At 71.9% G+C, this 18,489-nt stretch carries 13 protein-coding genes and 1 riboswitch; of the genes, 8 read left to right on the forward strand and 5 right to left on the reverse strand.

Translation table 11 applies throughout. The features are described 5' to 3' along the window. Positions 1 to 39 precede the first annotated feature (39 nt). From ACZ42X_RS29180 to ACZ42X_RS29190, 3 genes are all read left to right on the forward strand, one after another. Complete coding sequence (locus ACZ42X_RS29180) at positions 40 to 930, forward strand: FadR/GntR family transcriptional regulator (RefSeq protein ID WP_468296148.1); 891 nt, start codon at positions 40 to 42, stop codon at positions 928 to 930. A 763-nt stretch (positions 931 to 1,693) separates the two neighbouring features. After that, positions 1,694 to 3,244, forward strand: coding sequence for an RNA polymerase sigma factor (locus ACZ42X_RS29185; RefSeq protein WP_468296151.1), 1,551 nt, complete (start codon positions 1,694 to 1,696; stop codon positions 3,242 to 3,244). Between the two features lie 153 nt (positions 3,245 to 3,397). Then, the gene (locus ACZ42X_RS29190) at positions 3,398 to 4,255 is read left to right on the forward strand and encodes a S1 family peptidase (RefSeq protein ID WP_468296153.1); all 858 of its coding nucleotides are present in this window, start codon (positions 3,398 to 3,400) and stop codon (positions 4,253 to 4,255) included. Positions 4,256 to 4,370: 115 nt separating this feature from the next. Here ACZ42X_RS29190 and ACZ42X_RS29195 read toward each other — a convergent pair whose 3' ends face one another. Continuing rightward, positions 4,371 to 4,598, reverse strand: coding sequence for a DUF7455 domain-containing protein (locus ACZ42X_RS29195; RefSeq protein ID WP_355356818.1), 228 nt, complete (start codon positions 4,596 to 4,598; stop codon positions 4,371 to 4,373). 443 nt (positions 4,599 to 5,041) lie between these two features. Here ACZ42X_RS29195 and ACZ42X_RS29200 point away from each other — a divergent pair, with 443 nt between their 5' ends. Further along, entirely contained in the window at positions 5,042 to 7,159 is a 2,118-nt protein-coding gene (locus ACZ42X_RS29200; protein ID WP_468296157.1) for a DNA gyrase/topoisomerase IV subunit B, read from the forward strand. Positions 7,160 to 7,180: 21 nt separating this feature from the next. Here ACZ42X_RS29200 and ACZ42X_RS29205 read toward each other — a convergent pair whose 3' ends face one another. Next, the gene (locus ACZ42X_RS29205; RefSeq protein ID WP_468296160.1) at positions 7,181 to 8,134 is read right to left on the reverse strand and encodes a GlxA family transcriptional regulator; all 954 of its coding nucleotides are present in this window, start codon (positions 8,132 to 8,134) and stop codon (positions 7,181 to 7,183) included. Positions 8,135 to 8,238: 104 nt separating this feature from the next. Between ACZ42X_RS29205 and ACZ42X_RS29210 the strand changes: the two genes are divergently transcribed. Further along, positions 8,239 to 8,853, forward strand: a complete 615-nt coding sequence (locus tag ACZ42X_RS29210; RefSeq protein WP_468296163.1) for an MBL fold metallo-hydrolase — start codon at positions 8,239 to 8,241, stop codon at positions 8,851 to 8,853. A 95-nt stretch (positions 8,854 to 8,948) separates the two neighbouring features. Here ACZ42X_RS29210 and ACZ42X_RS29215 read toward each other — a convergent pair whose 3' ends face one another. Continuing rightward, entirely contained in the window at positions 8,949 to 9,632 is a 684-nt protein-coding gene (locus ACZ42X_RS29215) for a DUF7342 family protein (protein ID WP_468296166.1), read from the reverse strand. Continuing rightward, positions 9,629 to 11,194 carry a sensor histidine kinase gene (locus ACZ42X_RS29220; protein ID WP_468296313.1) on the reverse strand — a complete coding sequence of 522 codons (1,566 nt, stop codon included), beginning with the start codon at positions 11,192 to 11,194 and terminating at the stop codon, positions 9,629 to 9,631. The genes ACZ42X_RS29215 and ACZ42X_RS29220 overlap by 4 nt, the downstream gene beginning before the upstream one ends. Before the next feature lie 296 nt (positions 11,195 to 11,490). Here ACZ42X_RS29220 and ACZ42X_RS29225 point away from each other — a divergent pair, with 296 nt between their 5' ends. Beyond that, positions 11,491 to 12,573: a CobW family GTP-binding protein gene (locus ACZ42X_RS29225; RefSeq protein WP_468296168.1), complete on the forward strand. Its 1,083-nt coding sequence runs from the start codon at positions 11,491 to 11,493 to the stop codon at positions 12,571 to 12,573. Positions 12,574 to 12,664: 91 nt separating this feature from the next. Here ACZ42X_RS29225 and ACZ42X_RS29230 read toward each other — a convergent pair whose 3' ends face one another. Continuing rightward, positions 12,665 to 15,118 (reverse strand): DNA gyrase/topoisomerase IV subunit A, encoded by a 2,454-nt coding sequence (locus ACZ42X_RS29230; RefSeq protein ID WP_468296170.1) that lies wholly within the window; start codon positions 15,116 to 15,118, stop codon positions 12,665 to 12,667. A gap of 194 nt (positions 15,119 to 15,312) precedes the next feature. Here ACZ42X_RS29230 and ACZ42X_RS29235 point away from each other — a divergent pair, with 194 nt between their 5' ends. Both ACZ42X_RS29235 and ACZ42X_RS29240 read left to right on the forward strand, forming a co-directional pair. Beyond that, the gene (locus ACZ42X_RS29235) at positions 15,313 to 16,698 is read left to right on the forward strand and encodes a M16 family metallopeptidase (protein WP_468296173.1); all 1,386 of its coding nucleotides are present in this window, start codon (positions 15,313 to 15,315) and stop codon (positions 16,696 to 16,698) included. Positions 16,699 to 16,724: 26 nt separating this feature from the next. Then, complete coding sequence (locus tag ACZ42X_RS29240) at positions 16,725 to 18,092, forward strand: M16 family metallopeptidase (RefSeq protein WP_468296316.1); 1,368 nt, start codon at positions 16,725 to 16,727, stop codon at positions 18,090 to 18,092. Between the two features lie 228 nt (positions 18,093 to 18,320). Then, positions 18,321 to 18,486: riboswitch (cyclic di-AMP (ydaO/yuaA leader) on the forward strand. The last annotated feature ends 3 nt before the right edge of the window (positions 18,487 to 18,489 follow it).

Genomic DNA, 18,489 nt, shown 5'->3' on the forward strand with positions numbered 1-18,489 from the left:
GACCTCAAGGGCCGTGGAAGCCACGCCGACAAAGGATGCGTGAGTACCCTTGCGCACACCATGATGACCGCCACCCGCCCCGTCGAGACCGGCCTCGCGGCCCCGGGTGGACTGGACCGCTATCCCTACGCGGAGACGCCCGGCGTCGCCGATCGTGTCGGCCCTCCCGCATGGGAGAGCGCCGACACGGAGTTGGGCCGGGTGGGCCGCCGGGCGGCGGGCAGCCGCGGCCGCGGACTGCACGGCCAACTCGTCCAGCAGCTCGGCCAGATGATCGTCTCCGGCGACCTGGGCGCCGACCGCCCGCTCGTCCCCGAGGAGATCGGTCAGCGCTTCGAGGTCTCCCGGACCGTCGTCCGCGAGTCCCTGCGCGTCCTCGAGGCCAAGGGCCTGGTCAGTGCACGCCCTAACGTCGGCACCCGGGTCCGGCCGGTCAGCGACTGGAACCTGCTGGATCCGGACATCATCGAGTGGCGGGCCTTCGGGCCGCAGCGCGAGGACCAGCGCCGTGAGCTGGGCGAGCTGCGGTGGACCATCGAGCCGCTGGCCGCGCGTCTCGCCGCCGGGCACGGCCGCGAGGACATTCAGCAGCGCCTCGGTGACATGGTCGAAATCATGGGCCACGCGTTTGCGCAGGGTGACGTGATCACGTTCTCCCGTGCGGACGCGGAGTTCCACTCCCTGCTGATCCAGGTCGCGGGCAACCGGATGCTGGAGCACCTCTCCGGCATCGTTTCCGCTGCCCTCCAGGTCTCCGGATCGCCGACGATCAGCTGTGACCGCCCCAGCGAGCCCTGCGTCTCCCACCACGCGCGCATCGTCGACGCCCTGGCCACGGGTGACGGGCAGGCCGCCGAGGCGGCGATGCGGCAGCTGCTGACCATCCACCCCGAGGTGGAACGAGTCGTTCCCGCTCCGCGCGAGCACTGAGCCACCGCCGCCGTCGCGCCGTCGGCGGCCGCGTACAACGTACGGGCACGGCGGAGGCCGCGGGCGCGGCCTGTCGCCGAGCCCGAGTCCGAGCCAGAGCCAGAGCTCGAGCCCCGGGCGGGCCGGCCGCCGCGCGCCGGGTGACGCCGGCCCGGGGCCCTCGCCCCGACGGCCCCGCCCGCCCCTCCGCGGGCGCACCCGGCCCTCCGAGCCCCGGCGGTCCCCGCGGCCCTGCCGCCCCGGTACCGGCCGGGGCCGGGCCGGGCCCGATCCCGCTGCGGCGTCCGCACCCGGGAGACGCCCGGTCCCGCGGAAGCGCCGGGCGGCGCGGGCCCCGGGCGGCGCGCAAGGCTCCCGCACCCTCGGGCCGGTCGTACGGCGCGGGGCAGATCGAGACGCCGGCCAAGTCCCAGCCCGGCCCCGTACAGCTTGTTACAAGCCCCTGCGCGAAGCCCGGCCCCTGCCCGACGCGCGCTTTTCACGCTCTGCCGCACGCGATTGCACGGGAAATCACCCCATCCACCCCCTTTAGGGCTATCTGGGGTGTGACTCGGGCCACGTGAAACGGGCGTAACGCTCCTCGAAGCCCTGCGATGACCTAAGAGGTGACAGCCGAGGAGGGAATACAGCCGCCGCTCATGGCGCTGTGCAGCTCCGAGGTTCCCCACCCGCGTCGTCGGCACATTCCCAGCCGGCGGTCGTCGGCTCCGGCCCGATCATGGGCGGGGCCGGAAGCCGTTTCCATCGTTCCGAGAGGTTGTTCGTGTCGGCCAGCACATCCCGTACGCTCCCGCCGGAGATCGCCGAGTCCGAGTCTGTGATGGCGCTCATCGAGCGGGGAAAGGCTGATGGGCAGATCGCCGGCGATGACGTGCGTCGGGCCTTCGAGGCTGACCAGATTCCGCCAACCCAGTGGAAGAATGTTCTGCGCAGCCTCAATCAGATCCTCGAGGAAGAGGGTGTGACGCTGATGGTCAGTGCAGCGGAGTCGCCTAAGCGCGCCCGCAAGAGCGTCGCAGCGAAGAGCCCGGCGAAGCGCACCGCCACCAAGACCGTCACCGCCAAGACGACCGTGACGAAGCCCGTCACGGCCGCCGCGGCCCCGGCGGCCCAGAGCACGGAAGCCGCGGCCGACGAGGCCGGCGGCACCGCCAAGAAGGCGGCCGCGAAGAAGACCGCCGCCAAGAAGACGGCGGTGAAGAAGACCGCCGTCGCCAAGAAGACCACGGCCAAGAAGACCGCGGCCAAGAAGGACGCCGACGAGATCCTCGAGGGCGAGGAGCTGCTCGACGACGTCGCCCCCGGCAAGGGCGAGGAGGACGAGACCGACGGCGAGGCCAAGGGCTTCGTCCTCTCCGACGAGGACGAGGACGACGCGCCGGCGCAGCAGGTGGCCGTCGCCGGTGCCACCGCCGACCCGGTCAAGGACTACCTCAAGCAGATCGGCAAGGTCCCGCTGCTCAACGCCGAGCAGGAGGTCGAGCTCGCCAAGCGCATCGAGGCGGGTCTGTTCGCCGAGGACAAGCTGGCGAACTCCGACAAGCTGGCGCCGAAGCTCAAGCGCGAGCTGGAGATCATCGCCGAGGACGGGCGCCGCGCCAAGAACCACCTGCTGGAGGCCAACCTCCGCCTCGTGGTCTCGCTGGCCAAGCGCTACACCGGCCGCGGCATGCTCTTCCTCGACCTGATCCAGGAGGGCAACCTGGGTCTGATCCGCGCGGTCGAGAAGTTCGACTACACCAAGGGCTACAAGTTCTCCACGTACGCCACCTGGTGGATCCGTCAGGCGATCACCCGCGCCATGGCCGACCAGGCCCGCACCATCCGTATCCCGGTGCACATGGTCGAGGTCATCAACAAGCTCGCGCGCGTCCAGCGCCAGATGCTCCAGGACCTGGGCCGCGAGCCCACTCCGGAGGAGCTGGCCAAGGAGCTCGACATGACCCCCGAGAAGGTCATCGAGGTCCAGAAGTACGGCCGCGAGCCGATCTCGCTGCACACCCCGCTCGGCGAGGACGGCGACAGCGAGTTCGGTGACCTGATCGAGGACTCCGAGGCGGTCGTCCCGGCCGACGCGGTCAGCTTCACGCTCCTGCAGGAGCAGCTGCACTCGGTGCTCGACACGCTCTCCGAGCGTGAGGCGGGCGTGGTGTCCATGCGCTTCGGCCTCACCGACGGTCAGCCGAAGACGCTGGACGAGATCGGCAAGGTCTACGGCGTGACCCGCGAGCGGATCCGCCAGATCGAGTCCAAGACGATGTCGAAGCTGCGCCACCCGTCGCGCTCGCAGGTGCTGCGCGACTACCTGGACTGACGGTCCGAGCTGGTACGACGCCGGTACGACACACGCCGCGAGGGCCCGGTTCCCGGAAGGGAGCCGGGCCCTCGCGGCGTGTGAGCGGGTGCGGGCCGGGCCGGGGTGGCGGACCCTGGGTGAACATGGTTCACCGGAGAGTCAGGAGACCGAATGCGTCCTGTGCGTCCTCTGCGCCGTCCCCTCGGCCTCAGCCGGACATGGCCGCGTCGCGCCGCGGCCATGTCCATGAGCGCGCTGGCGGCGGCCGCCGCGCTGTCCTTCGCCGCGCCCGCGCCCGTGGCCGCCGACAGCGTGGTGGTCGGCGGACAGCCGGTACGCGCGTCGGACAGCCCCTGGGCGGTGGCCCTCGCCAGCCGTGCACGGTTCGGCAGTGCGCGCGCGGGCCAGTTCTGCGGCGGGGTGGTGGTGGCGCCCACCAAAGTGGTCACCGCCGCCCACTGCCTGGGGCCGGCGGTGCTGGGCCCGGACCCCGGCGCACTGACCGATCTCACGGTCATCGCGGGGCGCACCGAGCTGCACGGACAGGGCGGCCGGGAGGTCCCCGTGACACGGGCGTGGATCAGTCCGGCGTACGACCCCGAGACGCAGTCGGGAGACCTGGCCGTGCTGACGCTGGCGAGCGCGCTGCCTCGTTCGTTCGTGATCAAGGTCGCGGGCGTGGGGGACCCGGCGTACCAGCCGGGGACGAGCGCCGACGTGTACGGCTGGGGCGATACGACGGGGGGCGGCGCCTACGCGTACGGGCTGCGCTCCGCGCGTGTCAGCGTCCTGCCGGACGAGGTCTGCGGGCGCGCCTACGCGACGGGTGCGGGGGGTGCGTACATCCCCGCGACGATGCTGTGCGCGGGTGACCCGCAGGGCGGGCGGGACGCCTGCCAGGGGGACAGCGGAGGCCCGCTGGTCGCCCAGGGGCGGCTGATCGGCCTGGTCTCCTGGGGCAGCGGCTGCGGGCAGCCGGGCAGCCCCGGCGTCTACACCCGGGTCTCGGCGGTGATGCCGCAGCTCTGACGCAGGGGCGGAGGGGCCTGAGGGTACGAGAACGGGCGGCCCGCCCCCTGGGTGTGGGGGAAGCCGCCCGTCGGCCGGTCCTGGACCGGGCCCCTGGCTCGTCGGGATGTGAGCGTCAGCGATCCTCTTCGGTGCTGGCCGGCACAGCGGTGAGCCGGTCCGTCTCATCCTGTATTTCCGCGGCGATCTTCTTGAGTTCCGGCTCGAACTTGCGCCCGTGGTGGGCACAGAAGAGCAGTTCGCCACCGCTGGTCAGCACGACGCGCAGATATGCCTGGGCGCCGCAGCGGTCGCAGCGGTCGGCGGCCGTCAGCGGGCTCGCGGGGGTCAGAACAGTAGTCACGTCGCCTCTTCTCTAGCTCGACGAGCTGTCGTACCAGGGTCAACATCCAACCAGGCCGAAAACGTTCCCGCTCGTGGCTTTTCCTCGAAACTTTTTCCAAGGTGGCTGTCTGCTGCCGGTTGGCGGCGAATGAGCCGTATTGCTGTGCTCTACGGGTTTCGCGTTGTTTGCGGTGTTATGCCTAGCTTGGTCCCCCCGGCCGGGTTGCCGGTTGTGCAAGAGGACGTGCCCGGAGCCTAAATGGTTCATGCCTGGAAGGGAACGTGATGTCCACGTCACTCCATCGAGGGATCGAACACCTTTGCGACGCTGGACTAGCATGAGGGATCACGAGGGTGGCGTGACAACGGCTCTACCAGGCCTCGGTACCCTCTGACCCGGCGACAGACGCCGGGCCTCTACCCCCATGGGCCAGATCTTAAATTCAGCGAGGAGCGAACCGCGTGACCGCCGAGACGTCCGTGCCGTCCAGTGCGCTGCTGACCGCAGACCGTGACGGTTCCAACTACACCGCGCGGCATCTGCTCGTACTGGAGGGGCTCGAGGCGGTTCGCAAGCGTCCCGGCATGTACATCGGGTCCACCGACAGCCGCGGCCTGATGCACTGCCTGTGGGAGATCATCGACAACTCCGTCGACGAGGCCCTCGGCGGGTACTGCGACCACATCGAGGTCATCCTCCACGAGGACGCCTCCGTCGAGGTCCGGGACAACGGCCGCGGCATCCCCGTCGACGTCGAGCCGAAGACCGGCCTGTCCGGTGTCGAGGTCGTCATGACCAAGCTGCACGCCGGCGGCAAGTTCGGCGGCGGCTCGTACGCCGCCTCCGGCGGTCTGCACGGCGTCGGCGCCTCCGTGGTGAACGCGCTCTCCGCCCGCCTCGACGTCGAGGTCGACCGGAACGGCTCCACCCACTCCATCAGCTTCCGCCGCGGCGTCCCGGGCATCTTCACCGAGTCCGGCCCCGACGCCCCGTTCGACCCCGCGAACGGACTGCGGAAGGTCAAGCGCGTCCCGAAGACCCGCACCGGCACCCGCGTGCGCTACTGGGCGGACCGGCAGATCTTCCTCAAGGACGCCAAGCTCTCCCTGGAGAACCTGCACCAGCGCGCCCGCCAGACCGCCTTCCTGGTGCCCGGCCTGACCATCGTGGTGCGCGACGAGCGCGACCTGGAGGGCGAGGGCAAGAGCGAGGAGATCTTCCGCTTCGACGGCGGCATCAGCGAGTTCTGCGAGTACCTCGCGCAGGACAAGGCCGTCTGCGACGTGCTCCGCCTCACCGGTCAGGGCACCTTCAAGGAGACCGTGCCGGTCCTCGACGAGCGCGGCCACATGACGCCCACCGAGGTCACCCGCGAGCTCGGCGTCGACGTGGCGCTGCGCTGGGGCACCGGCTACGACTCCACGGTCAAGTCCTTCGTCAACATCATCGCCACCCCCAAGGGCGGCACCCACGTCACCGGCTTCGAGCGCGCGGTCACCAAGACGGTCAACGAGGTGCTGCGCGCCAGCAAGCTGCTGCGCGTCGCCGAGGACGACATCGTCAAGGACGACGCCCTGGAGGGCCTCACCGCCGTCGTGACCGTACGGCTCGCCGAGCCGCAGTTCGAGGGCCAGACGAAGGAGGTCCTCGGCACGTCCGCGGCGAACCGCATCGTCGCCAACGTCGTCGCCAAGGAGCTCAAGGCCTTCCTGACCTCCACCAAGCGCGACGCCAAGGCCCAGGCCCGCGCCATCCTGGAGAAGGCCGTCGCCGCGGCCCGGACGCGTATCGCCGCCCGCCAGCACAAGGAGGCGCAGCGCCGCAAGACCGCGCTGGAGTCCTCGTCCCTGCCGGCCAAGCTCGCGGACTGCCGCAGCGACGACGTGGAGCGTAGCGAGCTCTTCATCGTCGAGGGCGACTCCGCGCTGGGCACGGCCAAGCTCGCCCGGAACAGCGAGTTCCAGGCGCTGCTGCCGATCCGGGGCAAGATCCTCAACGTTCAGAAGTCGTCCGTCTCGGACATGCTCAAGAACGCCGAGTGCGGCGCGATCATCCAGGTCATAGGGGCGGGTTCCGGCCGGACCTTCGACATCGACGCGGCGCGCTACGGAAAGATCGTGCTCCTCGTCGACGCCGACGTCGACGGCGCGCACATCCGCTGCCTGCTGCTGACCCTCTTCCAGCGCTACATGCGGCCGATGGTCGAGGCGGGCCGGGTCTTCGCCGCCGTACCGCCGTTGCACCGCATCGAGCTGGTCCAGCCCAAGAAGGGCCAGGACAAGTACGTCTACACGTACTCGGACAACGAGCTGCGGCAGACGCTGCTGGAGTTCCAGCGCAAGGGCGTCCGGTACAAGGACTCCATCCAGCGCTACAAGGGCCTCGGCGAGATGGACGCCGACCAGCTCGCGGAGACCACCATGGACCCGAGGCACCGCACCCTGCGCCGGATCAACATCGGCGACCTGGAGGCGGCGGAGCAGGTCTTCGACCTGCTGATGGGCAACGAGGTCGCGCCGCGCAAGGAGTTCATCACCAGCTCCGCGGCGACCCTGGACCGCTCGCGCATCGATGCCTGACCCCGGCGGGCCGGACTCCGGCTACGGGGTCCGGCTGAACGAGCGGCGATAGGAGCGGGGCGGGACGCCGCGGCGGCGGACGAACTGGTCGCGCAGGACGGACGCACTGCCGTAGCCGACGCGGCGCGCGACCTCCTCCACCGGGAGGTCCGTGGTCTCCAGGAGCTCCTCCGCGCGGCTCAGGCGCAGGCCGCGCAGCCAGGCGTGCGGCGTGGTGCCCGTGGCGGCGGTGAAGCGACGGGCGAAAGAGCGCCGGCTCATCAGGGCGCGCCGCGCGAGTTCGGCGACGGGGAGCGGTTGGTCCAGGTGCTCCCGGGCCCACGCCAGCACCTCGCCGAGGCGTTCGTCCTGGCAGTCCTCGGGCACGGGCGCGGTCACGTACTGGGCCTGCCCGCCGTCACGGTGGGGCGGCAGCACCAGGTCGCGGGCGATCGCGTTGGCGGTCGCCGCGCCGTACTCCCGCCGCAGCAGATGCAGGCAGAGGTCGAACCCGGCGGCGGCTCCCGCGCCGGTCAGCACCCGCCCTTCGTCGACGTACAGGGCGTCGGCCTCGACGGTGACGTCCGGGTAGCGGCCGGCCAGCAGCCCGGCGAACCGCCAGTGGGTCGTGGCCCGCCGGCCGGCGAGCAGCCCGGCGGCGGCGAGCGCGAACGCACCGACGCAGTGGGCGCCGACCAGTGCCCCGCGCGCGTGGGCGGCCGCGAGGGCCCGGAGCACCGGCGGCGGGGGCGGGGTGCGGAAGTCGGCCCAGGGAAGGGCCAGTACGAGATCGGCGTCGGCCAGCCGGTCCAGACCGTGCTCGACGGCGAGCGGCACACCGAGGTCCGTGACGACCCGTCCCGGCCGCTCGGTGCAGAGCGCGAAGTCGAACGCGGGCAGCCCCGGACGAGCGTCGAACACCTCGGACACCACGCCCACGGCCAGCATCCCGACACCGGGCGGGGCGTAGGCGGCGACGGTCACGAAGGGCGGCATCCGCGCAGTGTGGCACGGGCGCTGGGACCCCGTGGCACGTTTCCTGCGATCAGTGGCAGTACGGCCACTCGTGGCAGGCCGCCCCGCACGGAAAGCTGATCCCCATGAACGACATGAGCGAGACCCACGACGCGCCCGTCGGCCGCAGCGCCGCGTACACGATCCTGCACACCGGCTACACGCTCTCCACCGGCCCCGGCGTGGCCGCCACCGTCTCCTACGTCTCCGACGCCGGACGCCGTGTGATCGTCGACCCGGGCATGGTGCCGGGCCGCGACCGCATCCTCCGTCCGCTCGCCGAGCTGGGCCTCGGTCCCGACGACATCACCGACGTCGTCCTCAGCCACCACCACCCGGACAACATCCTCAACGTGGGCCTGTTCGCCCGGGCGCGCGTCCACGACCACAAGGCGATCTACGAGGCCGACCAGTGGACCGACCGTGACGCCGAGGGGTATGAACTCAGCCCCTCCCTGCGGCTGATCAGAACGCCCGGCCACAGCCCGGAGGACATCACCCTGCTCGCCGGCACCGCTGCCTCCGGCGTGGTCGCGTTCGCCGGAGACCTGTGGTGGCGCCCGGACGGTCCGGCGGAGGACCCCGTCGCCCCCGATCGCGACACGTTGAGGGAGTCCCGGCTGCGCGTGCTGGCGGCGGCCGACCTGATCGTCCCCGGCCACGGCGGCCCCTTCGCCGCCGACGACCGCGCGCCGCGCTAGGGGGTGTCTTGTCGATCAGGCCGGATCAGCGTGCGTGCCAGGCGACGCGAGCCCGGCAAGATCGGCAAGACACCCCCTAGGTCGTGTCACAGCCGTCAGGCGGCTGCGGCCCAGACGTAGCGGTGCTCGGGCCGGCCCGTCTCGCCGTACCGGAGGGACAGCCGCACCCGGCCCGCCCGCTCCAGCAGCTTCAGGTACCGCTGGGCGGTCTGGCGGCTGACGCCCGCCCGCTCGGCGATCTCCTGCGCCGACAGCGGTCCGTCGGCGGCCAGCAGCACCTGCCGTACGAGCTCCGCCGTGGTGGGGGAGTGGCCCTTGGGCAGGTCCGGGGCGCCGGAGGGCACCGACAGCGCGCCGAAGATCCGGTCCACCTCGGCCTGTTCGGCCTCGCCGCCGCGCTCCAGGGTGCGGCGCAGCGCCGCGTACGCCTCCAGCTTGGGGCGCAGGCCCGCGAAGTTGAACGGCTTCACCAGGTACTGCAGCGCCCCGTGGCGCTGCGCGGCCCGGACGGTCGCGACGTCCCGGGCGGCCGTCACCATGATCACATCGGTCGGGTGGCCGCGCCGGCGCAGCTCCCGTACGACCGCGAGCCCGTTCTGGTCCGGCAGGTAGTGGTCGAGCAGGATCAGGTCCAGATCGGGCAGCTCCTCGACGCGGGCGAGCGCCTCGGCCGCCGTGTGGGCCGAGGCGGCGACCTCGAAGCCGGGCACCTTCGCCACGTACGCCGCGTTGATCGCGGCGACCCGGACGTCGTCGTCCACGACGAGCACGCGGATCACCGGACGCCCTCCACGGCGGGGGCCGGCTGCGTCAGCGCCTCCGGGAGGACGACGGTGAACTCGGCGCCACCGCCGGGCGACTCCCCGATCCGTACGCCGCCGCCCTGCCGTTCCGCCAGCCTGCGCACCATGGCCAGCCCCAGGCCCCGCTCCCCGCCGTGAGCCGGGCGCTCCTTGGTGGACCAGCCCTCCGTGAAGATCAGCTCGCGCCGCTCGGGCGGCACCCCGGGGCCGCTGTCCGCGACGCGCAGCACCGCCGTACGCCCCTCGGCGCGCAGCTCGACCTCCACGAGCGGCTCCTCGGAACCGGCCGCCGCGTCCAGCGCGTTGTCGATCAGGTTCCCGACGACCGTGACCAGTTCGCGCGGCTCGACCAGCCGGTCCGGCAGCAGCGTGCCGGGCGCGACGCGCAGCGAGACGCCGCGCTCAGCCGCCACCGTGGCCTTGCCCACCAGCAGCGCCGCCAGCAGCGGATCGTGCACCTTCTCGGTGACCTGCTCGGCCGTCGTCCGGTGCACCCCGACCACCTCGGTGACGAACTCCACCGCCTCCTCGTGCATCTCCAGCTCCAGCAGTCCGAGCAGGGTGTGGAGGCGGTTGGCGTGCTCGTGGTCCTGGGCGCGCAGCGCGTCGATGAGGCCGCGCGTCGAGTCCAGTTCGCGCCCCAGCCGCTCCAGTTCGGTCCGGTCGCGCAGGGTGGCGACGGCGCCCCCGTCGTCCGTCGGCATGCGGTTGGCGATCAGCACCCGATGCCCGCGTACGGTCACCAGGTCCTCGCCGGTGACCCGCCCCGCCAGCACGTCGGTCGTACGGCCCTCGCCGAGCACCTCGTCCAGCGGTCGGCCGATGGCCTCCGGGCCCACGCCCAGCAGCCGCTGCGCCTCGTCGTTCAGCAGCCGCACCCGCCCGGCCCGGTCGAGGGCGACGACGCCTTCCCGGATGCCGTGGAGCATCGCCTCGCGCTCCGCGAGGAGGGCCGAGATGTCGGAGAAGGCGAGGTCGTGCGTACGCCGCTGGAGGCGGCGCGAGATCAGGTACGCCGCCAGCGCGCCGACGGCGAGGGCGCCGCCCGCGTACGCGAGGAGCCCGGGGATCGCGGCCAGCAGGCGGGCGCGCACGCTGTCGTACTCGATGCCGACTGACACCGCGCCGACGATGTCGCCGTCCGCCGCGCGCAGCGGGACCTTGCCCCGGGCCGAGCGCCCGAGGGTGCCGCTGTCGATCTCCATGACGTCCTTGCCCGCGAGGGCGTCGCTCGGGTCGGTGGAGACCACCCGGCCGATCTTGCGCGGGTCGGCGTGCGACCAGCGCACCCCGCGGCGGTCCATGATCACCACGTACTCGGCGCCGGTGGCCTTCCTGATCCGCTCGGCCTCGGCCTGCACGGGCCCGCCGGCGGCCGGCGGCGAGTGCAGCAGCCGGCCGGCGACCTCGGGGGACGCGGTGGTCTCGGCGATGGCGAGCGCGCGCCGCATCGCCTGGTCGTCGAGCTGGTCGCTCAGCGGCGCCAGGAACAGGCCGGTGGCGAGCACGGTGACACCGGTGGCGATGGCCAGCTGCATCAGCAGGACCTGCGAGAAGACGCGCTGCGGCCAGCCGAAACGCCGCGTGCGCGCAGCGGGGGCGCGCGCGGGGGAGGCGGCGGGCGTGGGGGTCGGTGCGGGGCTCACTCCAGGAACCGTAAGAGGAAACGCCGCGCCGGGGAAACGTTCGGCGACATGACCGACGTCACGCCGTATCCGCGGCCTCGCACCTGGCCCCCCTCGGTCACCGCGGCCTCGGGTCTGGGGGCCTTGGGCCCCGCCTATCCTGAGGGCCGCAAACCGCCGGACGCGGAGCCGATCGAGAAGGGTGCCCCTTGAGCAGCAGCGTGCCGCAGCAGATTCCCGCCATCCCCGTCGTCGTCCTCTCGGGCTTCCTGGGGTCGGGCAAGACCACCCTGCTCAACCACCTCCTGCGCAGCGCCAGAGGCACCCGCGTCGGCGTCATGGTCAACGACTTCGGCGCGATCGAGATCGACGCCATGACGGTCGCCGGCCAGGTCGGCTCCACCGTCTCCCTCGGCAACGGCTGTCTGTGCTGCGCCGTCGACGCCAGCGAACTCGACACGTACCTGGAGACCCTCACCCGCCCCTCCGCCCGCCTCGACGTCATCGTCATCGAGGCGAGCGGCCTCGCCGAGCCGCAGGAGCTGGTGCGGATGATCCTCGCCAGCGACAACGACCGGGTGGTGTACGGCGGGCTGGTCCAGGTCGTGGACGCCGCCGAGTTCGACGCCACCCGCGCCCGCCATCCCGAGACCGACCGGCACCTCGCCCTCGCCGACCTCGTCGTCGTCAACAAGGCCGACCGCGTGGACGCCGGAGAACTGCGCCGCGTCCACGGCGCCGTCGCGGCCCTGGCCGAGCGGGCCGCCGTCGTCGACGCCGCGTACGGCCGGGTCGACCCCGAGCTCCTCTTCGACCGGGCCGCCCGGCGCGAGGGCGGCGACGATTGGATCGAGGGGCAGCTCTCCTTCGACGACCTCCGCGAGGACGAGCACCACGACCACCCGCACGCGGCGTACGACACGGTGTCCTTCACCGCCGACGTGCCGATGCACCCGCGCCGGCTGCTGGACTTCCTCGACTCCCGCCCCGAGGGCCTGTACCGCATCAAGGGCTTCGTCGACTTCGGCGACGCCGACCTCGCCAACCGGTACACCGTGCACGCCGTCGGCCGGTTCCTCCGGTTCTACCCGGAGCCCTGGCCCGCGGACGACGGGGAGCGCCTCACCCAGCTCGTGCTCATCGGCTCCGGCGTCGATGCCGACGGCCTGCGCAAGGCCCTGGACGAGTGCCGGGTGACCGGTCCGCAGGACGCCCCCGAGGAACACACCATGTGGGGTGTCCTGCGGTACGTACCGGAGCCTGCGGAGCCGTCCCCCGAGGACGGTTCATAAGGCCGCGTACCCCTCCCGGGCGGCCCACTCGGGGGCTACACGACAGCGCCCTCACCGCCCACCGGTTTCCCATGGACGGTGAGGGCGTCCGTTACGACGCCGGGCCCGCCAGCGCCGCGACCGGCTTGGCCAGCGGCGTACCGGAGCCGTCGCGGCGCGGGTCGGTCTCGGGCAGCTCGACCGGGGTGCCGTTCTTCTGGGCCGCCCGGGCCGGGGCCGCGCCCGCCCAGGCCAGGACCAGGGTGTCCTCGCCCTTCAGGAAGCGCTGGCAGCGCACGCCACCGGTCGCGCGGCCCTTGCGCGGGTACTGGTCGAACGGCGTCAGCTTCGCCGACATCCCGACCGTCGGGTCCAGCGCGCCGGACGAACCCGCGACCGTGAAGACCACCGCGTCCGCCGCCGGGTCGACCGCGGTGAACGAGACCACCTCGGCGCCGGCCGCCAGCTTGACGCCGGCCATACCGCCCGCCGGGCGGCCCTGCGGCCGCACCTGCGAGGCCGGGTAACGCAGCAGCTGCGCGTCGGAGGTGATGAAGACCAGGTCCTCCTCGCCCGTACGCAGCTCCACCGCGCCGACGATCCGGTCACCCTCCCGGAGACCGATGACCTCCAGCTCGTCCTTGTTCGCCGGGTAGTCCGGCACCACGCGCTTGACGACTCCCTGGAGCGTGCCGATCGCCAGGCCCGGCGACGACTCGTCCAGCGTGGTCAGGCAGACGACCGTCTCGTCCTTCTCCAGCGTCAGGAACTCCGACAGCTGCGCCCCGCCCGACAGGTTCGGCGCGCCCGCCGTGTCCGGCAGCTGCGGCAGGTCGATCACCGCCAGCCGCAGCAGCCGCCCGGTGGAGGTCACCACGCCCACGTCGCCGCGCTGTGTCGCCGGCACCGCCGAGACGATCACGTCGTGCTTGGTGCGCTTGCCGTCGCTGTCCGGGAGCGGCTCCCCGCTCGCCGTACGGGCCAGCAGCCCGGTGGAGGACAGCAGCACCCGGCACGGGTCGTCGGCGACCTCCAGGGACACCGCCGCGACGGGCGCGCCCGCCGATTCCAGCAGGACCGTGCGCCGCTCGGTGCCGAACTTCTTGGCCACCGCGGCCAGCTCGGAGGAGACCAGCTTGCGCAGCTCGGCGTCGGACTCCAGGATCCGCGTGAGCTCCTCGATCTCGCTGGTGAGCCGGTCGCGCTCGCCCTCCAGCTCCAGCCGGTCGAACTTGGTGAGCCGGCGCAGCGGGGTGTCCAGGATGTACTGCGTCTGGATCTCGCTCAGCGAGAAGTGCTCGATCAGCCGCTCCTTGGCCTGCGCCGAGTTGTCGCTCGACCGGATCAGCCGGATGACCTCGTCGATGTCGAGGAGCGCGACGAGCAGGCCCTCCACCAGGTGCAGCCGGTCGCGCTTCTTGCCGCGCCGGAACTCGCTGCGGCGCCGTACGACCTCGAAGCGGTGGTCGAGATAGACCTCCAGCAGCTCCTTCAGGCCCAGGGTGAGCGGCTGCCCGTCGACCAGTGCGACGTTGTTGATGCCGAAGGACTCCTCCATCGGCGTCAGCTTGTACAGCTGCTCCAGGACGGCCTCGGGGATGAAGCCGTTCTTCACCTCGATGACGAGCCGCAGTCCGTGCTGGCGGTCGGTGAGGTCCTTGACGTCGGCGATGCCCTGGAGCTTCTTCGCCGCCACCAGGTCCTTGATCTTGGCGATCACCTTCTCCGGGCCCACCGTGAACGGCAGCTCCGTCACCACCAGGCCCTTGCGGCGCGCCGTGACGTTCTCCACGGTCGCGGTCGCGCGGATCTTGAAGGTGCCGCGTCCCGTCTCGTACGCGTCCCTGATCCCGGACAGGCCCACGATCCGGCCGCCGGTCGGCAGGTCCGGACCCGGCACGAACCGCATCAGGGTCTCCAGGTCGGCGCCCGGATGCTTGATCAGGTGGCGGGCGGCGGCGATGACCTCGCCCAGGTTGTGCGGCGGCATGTTGGTCGCCATGCCGACCGCGATCCCGGACGCGCCGTTGACCAGCAGGTTGGGGAAGGCCGCGGGCAGCGCGACCGGTTCGCGCTCCTGGCCGTCGTAGTTGGGTGTGAAGTCGACGGTGTCCTCGTCGATGGACTCCGTCATCAGCGACGTCGCGTCGGCCATCCGGCATTCGGTGTACCGCATGGCGGCCGGCGGGTCGTCGTTGCCCAGCGAGCCGAAGTTGCCGTGGCCGTCGACCAGCGGCAGGCGCATCGAGAACGGCTGCGCCATGCGCACCAGCGCGTCGTAGATCGACGCGTCACCGTGCGGGTGCAGCTTGCCCATCACCTCGCCGACGACCCGGGCGCACTTGACGAACCCGCGCTCCGGCCGCAGGCCCATCTCGTTCATCTGGTACACGATCCGGCGGTGCACCGGCTTCATGCCGTCGCGGGCGTCGGGGAGGGCCCGGGAGTAGATCACCGAGTACGCGTACTCGAGGAAGGAGCCCTGCATTTCGTCGACGACGTCGATGTCGAGGATCCGCTCCTCGTAGTCGTCGGGCTGCGCGGTCTTCGTGCTGCGGCGGGCCATCGCGGCTGCGCTCCTTCACCAGGCAAAGGCTGATCTGTCGCCGACCATTGTGGACCGTCCCACTGACAACCCCGACCGCGACCCGGAAGAGGGACGATCGGGCGGGACGGGAACTTCCGCGACCGTCGGTGCGCTTGCATACAGTGGCAGGACTTTCACGGCACGACATTCACATCGCGATCGAAGGGACGTACATGCCCATGGGTCACACGGCCACAGCCCAGGCCGGCTCCGGCGGACTGACAGCGACCGAGCACCGGCTGGCCAACGGCCTGCGCGTGGTGCTGTCCGAGGACCACCTGACCCCGGTCGCCGCGGTATGCCTCTGGTACGACGTCGGCTCGCGCCACGAGGTCAAGGGCCGCACCGGCCTCGCCCACCTCTTCGAGCACCTGATGTTCCAGGGCTCCGCGCAGGTCAAGGGCAACGGCCACTTCGAGCTCGTCCAGGGCGCCGGCGGCTCCCTCAACGGCACCACGAGCTTCGAGCGGACCAACTACTTCGAGACGATGCCCACCCACCAGCTGGAGCTGGCCCTGTGGCTCGAGGCCGACCGGATGGGCTCGCTGCTCACCGCGCTCGACGACGAGTCCATGGAGAACCAGCGGGACGTCGTCAAGAACGAGCGCCGCCAGCGGTACGACAACGTCCCGTACGGCACCGCCTTCGAGCGGCTCACCGCCCTCGCCTTCCCGCAGGGCCACCCCTACCACCACACGCCGATCGGCTCCATGGCGGACCTCGACGCCGCCACCCTGGAGGACGCGCGGAACTTCTTCCGTACGTACTACGCGCCGAACAACGCCGTGCTGTCCGTCGTCGGCGACATCGACCCCGAGCAGACGCTCGCGTGGATCGAGAAGTACTTCGGCTCCATCCCGGCCCACGACGGCAAGCAGCCGCCGCGTGACGGCACGCTCCCCGACGTCATCGGCGAGCAGCTGCGCGAGGTCATCGTGGAGGACGTCCCGGCCCGCGCGCTGATGGCCGCCTACCGCCTGCCGCACGACGGCACGCGCGAGTGCGACGCCGCCGACCTGGCGCTGACCGTCCTCGGCGGCGGCGAGTCGTCCCGCCTCCACAACCGCCTGGTGCGTCGCGACCGTACGGCCGTGACCGCCGGCTTCGGCCTGCTGCGCCTCGCCGGGGCCCCCTCCATGGGCTGGCTGGACGTGAAGACGTCCGGCGGCGTCGAGGTGCCGGACATCGAGGCCGCGGTCGACGAGGAGCTGGCCCGGTTCGCCGCCGAGGGCCCGACGCCCGAGGAGATGGAGCGGGCCCAGGCCCAGCTGGAGCGCGAATGGCTGGACCGGCTCGGCACGGTCGCCGGCCGCGCGGACGAGCTGTGCCGGTTCGCCGTGCTGTTCGGCGACCCGCAGCTCGCGCTCACCGCCGTCCAGCGCGTCCTGGACGTCACCGCCGAGGAGGTGCAGGCCGTGGCCCAGGCCCGGTTGCGCCCGGACAACAGGGCCGTACTGGTCTACGAGCCCGTCAACGGTGATCAGGGCGAGGCCGCCGACAGCGACACCGACCAGAGCGACGCCGACCGCAGCGAGGAAGAAGAGGGGGCCGACCAGTGAGCGACGCCGCTGTGTCCCTGACGTCCATGAAGTTCCACCCGCAGCCCGAGCCCGGCACCGCCAGGCCCTGGGCCTTCCCCGCCCCCGAGCGCGGCACCCTGCCCAACGGCCTGACCGTGCTGCGCTGTCACCGCCCCGGCCAGCAGGTCGTGGCCGTCGAGATCTCCCTCGTCGCGCCCCTGGAGGCCGAGCCCGAGGGCCTGGACGGTGTCGCCACGATCATGGCCCGGGCGCTGTCCGAGGGCACCGACAAGTACTCGGCGGAGGAGTTCGCCGCCGAGCTGGAGCGCTGCGGCGCCACGCTCGACGCACACGCCGACCACCCCGGCGTACGCGTCTCCCTGGAGGTCCCGGTCTCCCGGCTGGCCAAGGCTCTCGGCCTGGTCGCCGACGCCCTGCGCGCGCCCGCCTTCGCCGACAGCGAGGTCGAGCGCCTGGTGCGCAACCGGCTCGACGAGATCCCGCACGAGATCGCCAACCCGGCGCGCCGCGCCGCCATGCAGCTCTCCAAGGAGCTGTTCCCGGCCGACTCCCGGATGTCCCGCCCCCGCCAGGGCACCCTGGAGACGGTGGAGCGCATCGACTCCGCGGCCGTACGGGCCTTCTACGAGGCCCATGTCCGGCCCGCCACGGCCACCGCGATCGTCGTCGGCGACCTCACGGACGTCGACCTCGACGCGGTGCTCGCCGACACCCTCGGCGCCTGGACCGGTGACACCGCCGAGCCCCGCCCCGTCCCGCCCGTCACGGCCGACGACACGGGCCGCGTCGTCATCGTCGACCGCCCCGGCGCCGTGCAGACGCAGCTGCTGATCGGCCGCATCGGCTCCGACCGGCACGACCGCGTGTGGCCGGCACAGGTGCTCGGCACCTACTGCCTGGGCGGCACCCTGACCTCGCGCCTGGACCGCGTCCTGCGTGAGGAGAAGGGCTACACCTACGGCGTACGGGCCTTCGGCCAGGTGCTCCGCTCCGGTCCCGAGGGCAACGGCGCCTCGATGCTCGCCATCAGCGGCTCCGTCGACACCCCCAACACCGGCCCGGCGCTCGACGACCTGTGGAAGGTGCTGCGCACCCTCGCCGCCGAGGGCCTGACCGACGCCGAGCGGGACGTCGCCGTGCAGAACCTCGTGGGCGTCGCCCCGCTCAAGTACGAGACGGCGGCCTCGGTCGCGGGCACCCTCGCCGACCAGGTCGAGCAGCACCTCCCGGACGACTTCCAGGCGCGGTTGTACGCGCGCCTGGCCGAGACCGGGACGGTGGAGGCCACGGCCGCGGTCGTCAGCGCCTTCCCGGTGGACCGTCTCGTCACGGTGCTCGTCGGCGATGCCGCGCAGATCAAGGAGCCGGTCGAGGCGCTCGGTATCGGTGAAGTCAGCGTCGTCAGCGGCTGATTGACGGCGGGTCGGCCGCGCGTCACCTCCGGAACCCCGGCATCCGCACGGATGCCGGGGTTCCGCTGTCTGCACCCCGGCCCGCCACATGTCCGTTTTGTTGCGGAGGTTACGTGTCTGCCCTGTGGCGTGCGCTACAAAAAACCGTGTCCGTTTGGTGATTGAAAGATCAGCCGCTTAGCGTCTGATGCGCTGTCCGCCCGCCGTACCCGCCGCATCCGCGGCACCGGGCAGCCATCGCCGAATCCCCATCGGGCGCGAGCCCGGGGAGCCGGGGACCCACACGAAGTCCCTGGGGTGAATCGGACGCCTTCGCATCCGTGCGGAGGGGCCCGTAGGAGACCTTCCTGCTCCGAACCCGTCAGCTAACCCGGTAGGCGAGAAGGAAGGAAAGGAT

The sequence above is a fragment of the Streptomyces sp. NPDC030862 genome, assembly GCF_055571835.1.

What these genes read in the sequence shown, in the direction of transcription:
- ACZ42X_RS29210 (WP_468296163.1), top strand. Translation starts at nt 8,239, where the DNA reads ATGAACGACATGAGCGAGACCCACGACGCGCCCGTCGGCCGCAGCGCC.
- ACZ42X_RS29220 (WP_468296313.1), bottom strand. Translation starts at nt 11,194, where the DNA reads ATGCAGCTGGCCATCGCCACCGGTGTCACCGTGCTCGCCACCGGCCTG.
- ACZ42X_RS29240 (WP_468296316.1), top strand. Translation starts at nt 16,725, where the DNA reads ATGAAGTTCCACCCGCAGCCCGAGCCCGGCACCGCCAGGCCCTGGGCC.
- ACZ42X_RS29235 (WP_468296173.1), top strand. Translation starts at nt 15,313, where the DNA reads ATGCCCATGGGTCACACGGCCACAGCCCAGGCCGGCTCCGGCGGACTG.
- ACZ42X_RS29190 (WP_468296153.1), top strand. Translation starts at nt 3,398, where the DNA reads ATGCGTCCTGTGCGTCCTCTGCGCCGTCCCCTCGGCCTCAGCCGGACA.
- ACZ42X_RS29230 (WP_468296170.1), bottom strand. Translation starts at nt 15,118, where the DNA reads ATGGCCCGCCGCAGCACGAAGACCGCGCAGCCCGACGACTACGAGGAG.
- ACZ42X_RS29205 (WP_468296160.1), bottom strand. Translation starts at nt 8,134, where the DNA reads ATGCCGCCCTTCGTGACCGTCGCCGCCTACGCCCCGCCCGGTGTCGGG.